Genomic DNA, 12,301 nt, shown 5'->3' with positions numbered 1-12,301 from the left:
TCTTTACTGAAACTAATTAAAAGCTACTGTGAAAATGTAATTGTTGGGGATTTCTCAATCTCTCATCGATGTTCCAGGCTTTGTTGAACGGAATACACTCCTTTTCCGCGGACTCGCGCCGAGCCTCCTCAGGGCTTTGCCCTGGCGGCGGATTGCAATGAGCAGGAATCAACAACTTGTTTTTTACCAAAACATCGAGATGTCCAGAATTCCGATGGCAATCATCACTACACCTGCTGTGCGCTGCACAATAAGGCCGAGGCGTCTTCCTTTTTTCATCACAACACCACCTGCTCCCAGGTAGGAGATGACCCCGATTACAATAAGAAATGGGATGGCTGTCCCTACTGCAAATATGGCAGGAAGAACAAATCCTGTGGCACTCGTAAACGTTACAGGCATAAGCAGCATGAAAAACAACAAAAACATTGTCGGACAGAAACCGAGAGAAAAGCTGAAACCGAGCATAAACGCACCCCATTTCCCCTTTTTCCCACTGGATCGATGACCTGGCTTTTTCCACAGCCTCACCGTCCACCTCATTGTGAACAACCCAAGCATATAAATACCGATTACAATAAGCATCGGGCCTAGAATACGCCGGATCCATGGAAAATACTGAGTCAACTCCCTTTGGAATTCCTGACCCACTATCCAGACAATGCTTCCAATCAAGGTAAATGCAACGACTTTTCCCAATGTATAAAATAAAGAGTCTGCCCAAGAAACACCGTGATTTACAGATTTTGATCCGTAAAGAGTGATCGCACTCAGGTTCCCTGAGAACTGGCATGGAGCAAGAGCCCCCACCAGACCAAGAAGTAACGCAAATAAAAGGGGAATCGACTCTGCACGGTTGGCTGCATTCATAAACGGTTCCCTCAAAATGGCACTGATTCCTTCTATCATTTCAAACATAATATACTCTCCCAGTCAAACAGTCTGTATCCATATTATAACGTGAAAAAACAATGTTGAAAATTCGTTAGCATCACAGCCGCTATGGACGGTTTACTTGGCACTGCAACTGTGAGAAAGATATAATAGAGCAAAAATCAGGAGGACGTTACCATTATGAATATTTTACTCTTTGGAGCTACCGGAAGAGTTGGAAATCACATTATTAAACTGGCTGCTGAGAGCAGTCACCTTTATACCCTTTTCGTACGCTCACCTGAAAAACTTGCGTCCCCACTTCCTCCTAACATGAGGCTGTTTCAAGGTAATGCCGTTGAAAAAAGGGACGTTCATAAAGCACTTCAGGGACAGGACGGGGTTATTTCCTGTCTTTCAACAGATAAAAATAACGTTTTGTCTGCCTTCACCCCTATTCTTTGTGAGGGAATGGCCGAACAAGGAATAAAGAGGGTCATTACGGTGGGTACAGCAGGGATCCTTCAATCCAGGTCTGAACCAGGTACATTCCGATTTCTATCAAAAGAATCGAAGAGAAAGACAACCATTGCTGCACAGGATCACCTGAGTGTATACAATACTTTCCGTAAAACAAACCTCGATTGGACTATCATCTGTCCTACTTACCTCCCAGAGGGAGAGATAACCGGCCTGGCCCGGTATGAGAAAGACATGCTGCCAATCGATGGCAGCCGGGTCACCACCGGGGATACAGCTGCTTTTACGTATCATGAATTTTTTAACCAGGCATTTGTCAGAACCAGGGTTGGTTTGGCGGAATAAATAAAAGATCGGACTGCTGCGCATCCATGTAGGGAGGATTGTCCTCACGTGAACATATAAACCATTTTTCATTATTTATCTACCATTCTCCCTTGTTCTCCTGCAATCGCAAAAAAGACCCGCTTTCGCGGGTCTCCCTCTATCCGGCTGTTTTCTCAATCCCCTGCTGAAGCTGATACATGTGGTGGTAAATACCACCCATTGTCATAAGTTCATCGTGGCTGCCTTGTTCTGAAATTTCTCCTTTGTTCAGAACAAGGATCTGATCAGCTTTACGAATTGTTGACAATCTGTGTGCGATTACAAATGTTGTCCGTCCTTCTTTTACCACATCAAGGGCTTGTTGGATCACAGCCTCTGTTTCCGTGTCGATGTTTGCAGTTGCTTCATCAAGAATGAGTATCGGCGGGTTAAAGACAAGCGCCCGTGCAAATGAAATGAGCTGGCGCTGCCCGGAAGAAAGTGTACTCCCTTTTTCTTTCACTTCTTCATCAATCCCGTTCGGTAGATCATCGATCATCTCTTTTGCGCCTACCTTATGAAGGGCATCCAGTATCGCTCCGCGGGAAATACCCGGGTCGTTCAGCCCCACATTAGAGGCAATAGTACCGGTAAATAAAAACGGATCCTGAAGTACAATGGCCATGTGCTCGCGGAGTGCCTGCTTTGAGATGGTGTGTATATCGGTTCCATCAACCGTCACGCTTCCTTTTTGATGATCATAAAACCTGAAAAGGACATTCATAATAGAGCTCTTTCCTGAGCCGGTGTGGCCGACAAACGCCACTGTTTCGCCCTGTCTTGCCGAAAATGATATATCCTTTAATACGTACTCATCTTCTTCGTAGGCAAAAAACACATGGTTAAATTTGATGTCTCCTTTAAAACGGGGAACACTCCCTTTGGACAGCGCTGTACCTTCTTCGTCCATAAGCTCAAACACCCGCTCTCCGGCAACTCTGGCTTCTTCAAGCTGAGCCAGCTGATTGACGAGATTGTTAACCGGTTCAAACAGGCGGTTCAAGTAATCGACAAAAGCATAGAGTACACCAAGAGAAAAGACGGCCCCAACACCTACCGAAGCGCCTCCGAAGTACCAGATTAGGCCCACAAAGGCTATGTTTCGAAATAAGTTTACAAGATTGAACGAAGTAAGGGCATTTAAGGATAGGAGTTTATTGTTGTAGCTGAAGTGTTCGTGATTTAATTTTTCAAACTCATCACTTACTTCTTTTTCCCTTCCAAATGCCTGGATCACGGGCATCCCCTGAATATTTTCATTTATTTTCCCGTTAATATCACTTACCCGCTCCCGGATCACATGGTTATACTTCGAGGCCACCTTCCTGTACAGCATAGCCCATATAACAAGGATTGGGAGCAGGACAAGGGCAACCGTTGCAAGTCGGGGCTCAAGGAGGAACAGAGCAATGTAAATCCCCGTCAGATAAATAATACTTGTAAAGAATGTCGCAAGTACCCTGACATAAAGCTCCCTGATCGCTTCTGTATCATTTGTCACACGGGAAACGATCTTCCCTGCAGGGTGCCGGTCGAAATACTTGATAGGGAGCTGCTGTACTTTATTAAATACATCTGTTCTCATTTTCTGAATGATCTGGTTCGCTGACCGCTGCAGCAGAAAACTCTGGTGATAGTGAAGAAATGCTGCTATTAAAACAAGGAGGAAATAGCCTCCCATGAGCATAAGGAGATACTTGACTTCCGGACGGAAAAACGAATAAACCTCCTCTGCTGTTAACCTGGCAACGGTATACTGAGCAGATTCGTCTCCCCTGGTAACGGTAAGTACGTTTCCTTCAAGGTTCCTCTCTCCTTCAAAAGCAAGAGGTTCATCAGCTGCCACATAGGTTAACCCAACCTGGAGAACCTGAAGGACGGATCCCGGGTCGGTCCCGTCCCCGTGCCGGTCGCTTCTTATATACTCACGGTTATCGTAGCTCACTTCCCCGCCTTCATTTACTTCGTACCACGGTCGCTCAATCCCCATAATGTGATTGTCAATCATATGCTTTGCTATAAACGGACCAGTAAGCTCTGCTGCTGCAGCTATCGTAAGCAGAAACAGTGCGAATAAGATCGGCCTTTTAAATGCGAGGGCATAGCGTATTAGTCGTTTTGTTGGTGTCATTGGCTATGCACCTCCCTTCCTTCTTCAATGTTTTCTTTGATCTGCTGGGCAGTATACTGCTCTTTATACCAGCCGCCTGAAGCCATAAGCTCCTCGTGAGTCCCCCGCTCGGTAATTCTTGCGGAATCCATAACCAGAATCTGGTCTGCATGACTCACAGCTGACATCCGGTGAGCTGTAATAAAAGTGGTTTTTCCTTTTCGTTCATTTCTTATGTTCGTAATAATCGCGGCTTCAGTTTTGGCATCTACAGCCGATAAGGCGTCATCAAGGATCAGAATTTCCGGATTTTTTAACAGGGCTCTGGCAATAGAGACCCTCTGCTTCTGGCCTCCCGACAAGGAAACACCTTTTTCCCCCACCATGGTTTCAATCCCTTTTGGAAACGTCTCGATATCTTTCGTGATAGAGGCCAGATCCAGCACCCGGTAAAAATCATAATCCGAGGCGTCCGGCCTTCCAAAACGGACGTTTTCTCTGATGGTCTTAGAGAATAGAAAGTGGTCCTGGGGTACATAGCCGATCCAGCTTTTAGTCTGATCAAGTGCAATACGCTCAACTTCCACACCAGATATTGTAAAGCTCCCTGTTCCTGACGGGTACTCACGGAGAAGCTGCTTTAATAACGTCGTTTTTCCAGAGCCTGTTTTCCCTACAACTCCTATCGTCTCGCCCCGTTCAACCTGCAATGAAATACCGTCAAGGACGGCTGACTTGGAGCTGGGATAGGAAAACTTTACGTTATCCATGGCAATTGTTTCAGGAGCGTCTACCGAAATGGTGTGAGGCAGATCCTTAACGTCTGCTTCATACGCAAACGTCTCGTTCAACCGGTCAAGAGAGGCATTTCCCCGCTGCATAATGTTCATTAACTCTCCAAAAGCAAACATCGGCCAGATAAGCATACCTAAATAAATATTGAAAGAAACAAGCTGCCCGAGGGTGATTTCATTATTGAAAACGAGGAACGCGCCGTAACCAAGCCCGATCATGTAACTCAGTCCGACAAGAATTTTAATCGTAGGCTCAAAAAGAGCGTCAATTCGTGCTACAGCTATGTTCTTTTTCAAAACATCATCTGTAGAGGTCTTAAACCGTGCCTCATCATCGTTCTCTTTTACAAATGCCCTCACTACTCTTACTCCAGCAATGGACTCAAGAACCTGATCATTCAGCTCCCCAAAAGAGTTCTGTGCCTTCGTAAAACGTTCGTGGATGACTTTTCCGTACCGTTTCATAAGCCAGGCCATAATCGGAAGTGGGAGAAATGCTGCTATTGTCAATTTCCAGCTGACGAGAAACCCCATCATAAACAGGATAATGACGAGAAACACGGTGGCATCAACCAGTGTCAGAACACCAAACCCTGCTGTCATGGAGATAGCTTTAAGGTCGTTTGTGGCTCTTGCCATTAAGTCACCTGATTTATTTTTTTCATAGAATGTCGGTGTCATTTTCATCAGGTGTCCCATGAGGCGGGACCTTAACAGCCGTTCAATAACGAAAGCGCCCCCGAACAGCTGTCTCATCCACGTATAAGTGAACCCGTAGATCACAATCATCAACCCGGCCATAATACCGATAAAAAGCATCAATCGATCTCTGGTCATCACTCCCTGATGAATATCATCAATGACGATACCAATCAGGCGCGGCGGGATGACCTCAAGAAAACTTACAAATATCAATATGGACAGAGCAAGAGTATACCTCTTCCACTCTGCTTTAAAAAACCATAATAACTTCTTTAATACTGAAAACATTACGCGTCACATCCTATTCTGTTGTCTGAGCATACAACTGTATCGCTAACCTCCACCTGTCTCCTGCTCTTTTGTGTGAAGCCTTCTGAGTTTTACCATCTTAATCATTGAAATCCCTCCATTAAAATTAGTATCTATATGAACGGCAGCAGCCGTTTTATTTGAAATAAGTGTGCTCATAATCTTTGTAAAACACTGGCATAAACCTGCTGGAGGTTCATCGGTGGCCAGGGGAAGTCAACACCATAATTTAAACAGATCCAAAAAAGCACACAAGCCTCTCGCTCGTGTGCTCCTATCCGTACTTTTAAAGCCGGAAAAAATAAAAAAGCGCAGTCACAAGTCAAACGTTGCAACTGCGCGGTTATATGTAAAAAGTAAGGTCCCTTTTTAACGCAGGACGGCCTCATATAAACTAAAGGTGGAGTTACAACAAGAGTTATTCAATTTTACCTGGATGTTCATTTTAGTGAATGTCATCTTGTACTCCTCCTTTCATGTTATGTGGTCTTTATCCGGTAATAATCGTAGCACTATTTCGAACTTTTCGTCAACCATTTTTTTCAAATAATCTGCAAAGCGTGAAATAGGTGTTCATGTTTGAAGTTGTCGTTATATCCCCTTGCTCTGCCGGATTGCAACATCCAGAATTTCAGAACCAAAAAGCAACATACATGCGCTTGAAACTTTTTTGTGAAAAGAAGCGTTTTATATTTGCAGGTGAGAGGGGGGCAAAAGAGAGATGGAAAATCACGAAGAAAAAAGATGGATTCATCAATCTCTGAATGGAGACGATGAAGCTTTCTACGAATTAATTGTTCATTATCAGCCTGTGGTAGAAAAATTTGCCCGCCAGATTGGTGTGAGTGAAAGTGACCTTCCCGATATAACCCAGGAAGTGTTTATTAAAGTGTATCGCTTTCTCGATACTTATTCCCGCGGGAAGTTTTCTACATGGCTGTACAGTATCACCTTGAATGTATGCAGAGATGTCTTTCGCAAAAATAAACGTGATCGTATGAAGCTTAAAAAGTATGAAAAGGAAATAACATCTTTTTATCCGCAGGGAATGAGTGATTATGCTGCGGCCCTGAACGAATGTCTTTCCCGGTTAGAAGAGAAATACCGGGTACCCCTTGTCCTCTATTACTTTCATGACCGGCCGTTATCAGAGATTTCGCTGATCATGGAGATGAAAGAAAACTCTGTTAAAACCAGGCTGAAGCGAGGAAAAGAGAAATTGAAAGCAGCTATGAAAAAAGGAGGTTTTACAGATGAGTGACCGTTTTGAAAAAGGAATGAAGGAGCTCAGTAAAGGTTATGAAAATCAGCCTCTTTCCAAGCCTCCTGAAACGATTTATGAAAATGTGAAAAAAGCTCCCATGAATAAACCAAAGAAATACAGAATGGCTTTTCTGAATGTGGCAGCCACCCTTTTGCTCGTGATCGGGGGAGGCATCCTCGGTGGTTCTTACCTCATGAACGAAAACAATGTGAGCCAGGAGCCCCCTGCTGTACCTGCTGATGACCTTGAAAATGAGGAACCAGATGATCGTGTTCATGTGGAGGAGAATCAAGAATATGCATCCAGGGATGATACCTTTATTCATGAGTATGAATTGGAGGGTATGCCTGAAACGTTCGAATATCTCCTTTATATAAATGAACAGATAGGCTTTTCAACATATATTGAGGAACAGTTTGAAGTGAGTTCAACTGAAAGTGACCGTGTAACTTTTTACAGCATGTACGGAGCTGTTGAAAGAGAGGATGCTTTCATTCAGATCATTCATCATCCTGAAAAAGATCCCGAAGTCATTGAGTCGGTATTCAGAAATAAAATGGCATCTGAAGGATATACAGAAAACCGTGAAGCAGACATTACTCTGTCTCAAGGGGAGATGAAGTCATACTGGGTAAAAGGAGACAGTGCTCCTTCTGAAGTTCAGTATCAGATTTTATTAGACCATAAAGAGGGTTGGTTTGAGATCCGAGTAAAAAAACCTGCCTCCTTATCCGAAGGCAGATTCACTCAGTCTGCGAAGCTGTTTGTTGATGAGCTTATGTTCAGATAACCTGTCAGAAAAGCTATGTTGATTTCCGCTCATTGCACTTTCCGCGGGCGGCTTGATTCTCAGCGCTTTGCGCTTCCGGGGTCTCCCCGGAACCCGCTCCTCCCGCAGGAGTAGCGCGCATTCGCTCCAATTTTATAAAACGATAATGACCTCATTAAAGAATCAAAATTGATTTATGTTGGCATTCGAGCCCTGATTTAGTGACAATATTACCGCGCTTTGACTTTTTCAGTGGTTTCGCACAGCACGAGGAGGTACCTGCCATCCTGCGGAAAGCGAAGTATATTTCAGGACCGATTTATTTGCACCGTATTTTACTCGTTCGGATTCTTGTTGACTAAAACACTTTTGGCCCATTCACTGACAGCACTATTACCTATCCTTATACTCAAGATATCCCAGCTTTACCGCTTCGTTCATGAGTTCATGATGGGATGATGCGTTAAGTTTTTTGCGAAGGTTATGACGGTGGTTTTCAACGGTTTTGTGACTGACTCCAAGTGATTCAGCAGTCTCGGCAACAGAGAAGCCTTTTATCAAATGTGAAAACACCTCTTCTTCTCTCTGGGTCAGGTAAATCGACGGAGTAACCCTTCGACTTCCCTTCTTGGAAGAAGAAAAAAAGGAATAATGTGTTCTCCCTTCCTTCATGGACTCAAGGGCAGCCATTAAATCTACAAGAGGTTCATCGTGCCGGATCACTCCCAGAATACTGTACCGATCAAGAAAGGAAGGATCTACATACCCGTGTTTTCCCAGGAGAATTACTACATTAATTTCAGAGTCTTTTTTATGAGCTTTTTCAATAACCTCCCCCGGTGTTCCATACTTTAAGGTTTCCGGATTCACGAACAGCCAGTCAAAAGGATACTTTTCCAATAAAGCAAACACTTCAGCTTTTTCATTTGCTTCCAAAATGTATTCCACGGGAAATAAGTCTTTTAAGAGTTGCGTCAATCCAAAGCGGATTAAGTCATGTTCCTCTGATATAATGCAGCGCACGTTTTCTCCCCTCCCCTTTTATGAAACAATTTGTTCATAAAGTATTATAGCCCCAAACCAATAGATAGTTGATTTGTATAGCTTGTGTAGGCAATTAAATGGTTAATTTCCACGATATCCTGTTCTGAGAATCCTTCTTTCATCAGGTTTTCAATATCCTTTAGTCTAAGCTCGTTCCGGTTAACTGTCAGCTTCCTGGCATAGGTGAGAACGGCTTTAACCTTTGTATCAAATTGTTCAAGATTATCTGCTACAAGATTATCGGCGGTATCCTCATCAGTCAGTTTTACTAAAAGTTCTTTATGGCTTTTTGTACAGTAATCACACCAGTTTCTCGCTGAAACATACGTAATGATCATCTCTCTTAACACTTCACCTACTCCGACTTGTTTGACGGCCTGCTGTAATGGGGTAAAGTTGGTTAAAAGATCCGGGGTGTGAGCCATCAGTCTGTGAAAAACGGAGACCGGCGGTTCGAGTTGATCATATACCTTCATCTTCTTTATTTCTGTCTGTTTTACGGGTTTAATCCACGGCATACTGTTTCGCTCCATCCATATTCTTTTTTGTCTTAAACGCAGTTGCTCATCATTTAAACAAATTCAGGTATCTATATTATTGATTACCCGGTTTCACAACATGCAATGGAAAACATTCAGCCATCAACCAATATCAAAACGCTTCATTTTACATTGTTCATTTATCGTCACAAGCTGTTCAAAGTTTGCTCACAAATTCACGTTAAATTAGGTGTTATCACTTATATGTTTATTATTTCACATTTAATATGATAGGTACAGTGATAGATGTGTCTGCCCTGACCGCTATTTTTATGCCTATTAGAATGAAAGGGGATCTTGTATGTTTGGATTTGAATACGATCCGGTCATATACAGCCGAATTCTTACTGCACTGACACTTGGCTTCCATATTATCTTTGCCACAATCGGTGTTGGTGTCCCACTTATGATTGCCATTGCAGAGTGGATGGGGATCAAGCGTAATGACCCTCACTATACATTACTTGCCAGACGCTGGGCACGGGGCTTTGTTGTTACCGTTGCCGTAGGGGTCGTAACCGGTACAGCGATTGGACTTCAGTTAAGTCTCCTGTGGCCGAATTTCATGCAGGCAGCCGGACATACAATCGGTCTGCCGTTGTTCCTGGAAATATTCGCTTTCTTTTTCGAAGCGATTTTCCTCGGTATCTATTTGTACACATGGGACCGCTTTAAGAGTAAGATGAAGCACTTCCTTCTTGTTATCCCTATTGTTATCGGAGCTTCTGCTTCGGCATTTTTCATTACAACAGTAAACGGATTTATGAATATCCCTCAAGGTTTTGAACTTGTGGATGGTGTACTTACAAATGTTAACCCGCTGGTTGCCATGTTCAACCCTGCAACACCGACTAAAGTTGCTCACGTGATCATCACTTGTTACCTGACATCAGCGTTCATCCTGGGTACGATTGCAGCAATCCATCTGATTAAAGGAAACAATCATGTGTATCACAAAAAAGCATTGCACCTAACGATGGTTTCAGGTGCTGTGTTCGCTATTGCAACGGCTGTGATTGGTGACTTATCCGGTAAATACCTTCACGAATATCAGCCTGAAAAACTTGCCGCAGCCGAGTGGCATTTTGAAACAGAAACGGAAGCGCCTCTGATACTGGGAGGGATTCTTACGGAAGACAATGAAGTGAAATATGCATTGGAAATTCCATATGCTCTTAGTATTTTAGCGGGAGGTACACCTGGTTCTGAAGTTGTGGGCCTTAACGATTTCCCGGAAGACGAACTTCCCCCGCTATGGGTTCACTACGCTTTTGACCTGATGGTCGGTATCGGAATGTACCTGGCTGCTGTTTCCGTTCTGTTTGTTGTCATGAGCTGGAGGAAGAAATGGAACCCGCTTAACAAACCGTTGCTTTGGGCTGTTGCAGCAGGCGGGCCGCTATCCATGATAGCTATTGAATCCGGATGGGTTTTCGCAGAAGTCGGACGCCAGCCATGGATTATTAACGGCATCATGAGAACAGAAGAAGGTGCAACTACTTCCGCACACGTGGATATTATGTTCGTCCTTTTCGTTACACTCTATATCATTCTTGGTGTTACATGTGCAGTTGTTCTTCGCAGAATGTTCAAGAAAAACCCTGTTGAACACGAGCTTGAAAAACGCGGCATGGAACAGCCAAAACGTGTCAGCAATGAATAAAGGAGGTACCGACCTTGAGTTATGAAGTCGTTGGTATAACGGTACTTTGGATTTTCCTTTACGGCTATTTAATTGTGGCGTCGATTGATTTCGGCGCCGGTTTCTTCAGCTACTACAGCCGTATTACAAATAAAAAACATGTGGTTCATAATATTATTCAGCGTTACCTTTCTCCTGTATGGGAAGTAACAAATGTCTTTCTGGTCTTCTTCTTCGTGGGAATCGTCGGCTTCTTTCCGGACACGGCTTATTACTACGGGACAGCACTTCTAATTCCAGGAAGCATTGCCATCATTCTCCTTGCACTCCGGGGTTCTTATTATGCCTTTGCTACGTACGGTGCGAAAGACAGTCACCTTTATTCGTTTTTGTACGGAGCAACCGGGCTTTTAATTCCCGCTTCATTAACAACAGTCCTTACCATCTCTGAAGGCGGCTACTTGTTTGTGGAGAACGGAAACGTTCAGCTGCTTTACGGGGAGCTCTTTACGAGTGCCTACTCCTGGGGTGTTGTGTTTCTTGCAATTGTAAGTGTCCTGTTTATTTCTGCAGCATTTTTGACCTATTACGCAAGCAGGGCAAAGGATAAGCCTGCACTTGAAGTTGTCCGTAAGTACGCCCTGTCATGGTCTCTGCCGACGATTATTACCGGGATTGTGGTGTTCTTTCTGCTTGGAAAAAGAAATCCGGAGCACTTTTCAAACATGATGGATCTCTGGTGGATGTTCGGTATTTCTTTTGTGACATTTGTGGGTGCCACAGTGTTGATCTGGAAGCGCCGTAATTACGGTACGGCATTTGTACTTGTGATGATTCAGTTCTTTACAGCTTTTTTTGCATACGGAGCGGCACATTTGCCGTATCTTCTGTATCCGTACCTGACCATTTATGATGGATTTACAAATGAAGCGATGGCTATCGCCCTGATTGTTGCGTTTATCGGCGGTTTGTTGCTTCTGATTCCTTCCCTTATTCTGCTTATGCGTCTGTTCCTGTTTGACGCAGAATACGTAGAAGGGAAAAAATAAAGGAGGAATAACAATGGATTTGACATTCTTTCTTATCATGATTGCTCCTCCCCTTGTTCTCGTTGGCGCGGTTGCCTTCATGTTTATCTGGGGAGCAAAAGCAAAGCCCCCTCACTATTTGGAGGACAAAGACTGACGGGGTCTATCCCCATAGCCATCAAGTTAAGGGATTTACAAATTTTAAAGCAGAAGAAGTCAGGATGTAGCCGGAATGCCCTTCGCTTTCCGCGGGGGCGCCGGTGAGCCTCCGGGAGGTTTATGCCTGCTTCTTCCTCTACCAGAAACGCTACGTAGAGATGTGCGTCGAAGCAACTCGCAGCTTATTCGAGGTGTAACCGCTCGTTGCTCCCGCAGGAGTCT

At 44.0% G+C, this 12,301-nt stretch carries 11 protein-coding genes; 6 read left to right on the top strand and 5 right to left on the bottom strand.

Annotated elements, in window-relative coordinates; all coding sequences use genetic code 11:
• Window positions 1–183: 183 nt before the first annotated feature.
• Entirely contained in the window at window positions 184–918 is a 735-nt protein-coding gene (locus EBO34_RS01470; RefSeq protein WP_122896190.1) for an urease accessory protein UreH domain-containing protein, read from the bottom strand.
• 156 nt (window positions 919–1,074) lie between these two features.
• On the opposite strand from EBO34_RS01470, the gene EBO34_RS01465 reads away from it, so the two are divergent.
• On the top strand, window positions 1,075–1,698 hold the full coding sequence (locus EBO34_RS01465) for an NAD(P)-dependent oxidoreductase (protein WP_122896189.1): 624 nt from the start codon (window positions 1,075–1,077) through the stop codon (window positions 1,696–1,698).
• 139 nt (window positions 1,699–1,837) lie between these two features.
• On the opposite strand, the gene EBO34_RS01460 is transcribed toward EBO34_RS01465, so the two are convergent.
• Window positions 1,838–3,850: an ABC transporter ATP-binding protein gene (locus tag EBO34_RS01460; RefSeq protein ID WP_122896188.1), complete on the bottom strand. Its 2,013-nt coding sequence runs from the start codon at window positions 3,848–3,850 to the stop codon at window positions 1,838–1,840.
• A complete protein-coding gene (locus EBO34_RS01455) occupies window positions 3,847–5,613 on the bottom strand; it encodes an ABC transporter ATP-binding protein (RefSeq protein WP_122896187.1) in 1,767 nt (588 codons plus the stop codon). Before EBO34_RS01455 ends, EBO34_RS01460 begins: the two co-directional genes overlap by 4 nt.
• A 742-nt stretch (window positions 5,614–6,355) precedes the next feature.
• Here EBO34_RS01455 and EBO34_RS01450 point away from each other — a divergent pair.
• Both EBO34_RS01450 and EBO34_RS01445 read left to right on the top strand, forming a co-directional pair.
• Window positions 6,356–6,895, top strand: a complete 540-nt coding sequence (locus EBO34_RS01450; protein ID WP_122896186.1) for an RNA polymerase sigma factor — start codon at window positions 6,356–6,358, stop codon at window positions 6,893–6,895.
• Window positions 6,888–7,688 (top strand): hypothetical protein, encoded by an 801-nt coding sequence (locus tag EBO34_RS01445; protein WP_122896185.1) that lies wholly within the window; start codon window positions 6,888–6,890, stop codon window positions 7,686–7,688. The genes EBO34_RS01450 and EBO34_RS01445 overlap by 8 nt, the downstream gene beginning before the upstream one ends.
• A 372-nt stretch (window positions 7,689–8,060) precedes the next feature.
• Here EBO34_RS01445 and EBO34_RS01440 read toward each other — a convergent pair whose 3' ends face one another.
• Both EBO34_RS01440 and EBO34_RS01435 read right to left on the bottom strand, forming a co-directional pair.
• Window positions 8,061–8,690 (bottom strand): response regulator transcription factor, encoded by a 630-nt coding sequence (locus tag EBO34_RS01440; protein ID WP_122896184.1) that lies wholly within the window; start codon window positions 8,688–8,690, stop codon window positions 8,061–8,063.
• A gap of 44 nt (window positions 8,691–8,734) precedes the next feature.
• Entirely contained in the window at window positions 8,735–9,229 is a 495-nt protein-coding gene (locus EBO34_RS01435) for a carboxymuconolactone decarboxylase family protein (protein WP_122896183.1), read from the bottom strand.
• 322 nt (window positions 9,230–9,551) lie between these two features.
• On the opposite strand from EBO34_RS01435, the gene EBO34_RS01430 reads away from it, so the two are divergent.
• The 3 genes from EBO34_RS01430 to cydS are packed head-to-tail and all read left to right on the top strand — an operon-like array spanning window position 9,552 to window position 12,077.
• Window positions 9,552–10,913, top strand: a complete 1,362-nt coding sequence (locus EBO34_RS01430; protein WP_122896182.1) for a cytochrome ubiquinol oxidase subunit I — start codon at window positions 9,552–9,554, stop codon at window positions 10,911–10,913.
• Window positions 10,914–10,927: 14 nt separating this feature from the next.
• A complete protein-coding gene (locus EBO34_RS01425) occupies window positions 10,928–11,941 on the top strand; it encodes a cytochrome d ubiquinol oxidase subunit II (protein WP_122896181.1) in 1,014 nt (337 codons plus the stop codon).
• A gap of 13 nt (window positions 11,942–11,954) precedes the next feature.
• Window positions 11,955–12,077, top strand: coding sequence for a cytochrome bd oxidase small subunit CydS family protein (gene cydS / locus EBO34_RS21020; protein ID WP_272873317.1), 123 nt, complete (start codon window positions 11,955–11,957; stop codon window positions 12,075–12,077).
• The last annotated feature ends 224 nt before the right edge of the window (window positions 12,078–12,301 follow it).

It is taken from the genome of Alteribacter keqinensis (assembly GCF_003710255.1).
Taxonomy (GTDB): Bacteria; Bacillota; Bacilli; order Bacillales; family Salisediminibacteriaceae; genus Alteribacter; species Alteribacter keqinensis.
The sequence above is the reverse complement of the archived record's forward strand: the minus strand, read 5'-3'. Positions and strand labels throughout refer to the sequence as shown.

Coding starts and splice junctions, on each gene's coding strand:
- EBO34_RS01470 (WP_122896190.1), bottom strand. CDS start 918: ATGTTTGAAATGATAGAAGGAATCAGTGCCATTTTGAGGGAACCGTTT.
- EBO34_RS01465 (WP_122896189.1), top strand. CDS start 1,075: ATGAATATTTTACTCTTTGGAGCTACCGGAAGAGTTGGAAATCACATT.
- EBO34_RS01460 (WP_122896188.1), bottom strand. CDS start 3,850: ATGACACCAACAAAACGACTAATACGCTATGCCCTCGCATTTAAAAGG.
- EBO34_RS01455 (WP_122896187.1), bottom strand. CDS start 5,613: ATGTTTTCAGTATTAAAGAAGTTATTATGGTTTTTTAAAGCAGAGTGG.
- EBO34_RS01450 (WP_122896186.1), top strand. CDS start 6,356: ATGGAAAATCACGAAGAAAAAAGATGGATTCATCAATCTCTGAATGGA.
- EBO34_RS01445 (WP_122896185.1), top strand. CDS start 6,888: ATGAGTGACCGTTTTGAAAAAGGAATGAAGGAGCTCAGTAAAGGTTAT.
- EBO34_RS01435 (WP_122896183.1), bottom strand. CDS start 9,229: ATGCCGTGGATTAAACCCGTAAAACAGACAGAAATAAAGAAGATGAAG.
- EBO34_RS01430 (WP_122896182.1), top strand. CDS start 9,552: ATGTTTGGATTTGAATACGATCCGGTCATATACAGCCGAATTCTTACT.
- cydS (WP_272873317.1), top strand. CDS start 11,955: ATGGATTTGACATTCTTTCTTATCATGATTGCTCCTCCCCTTGTTCTC.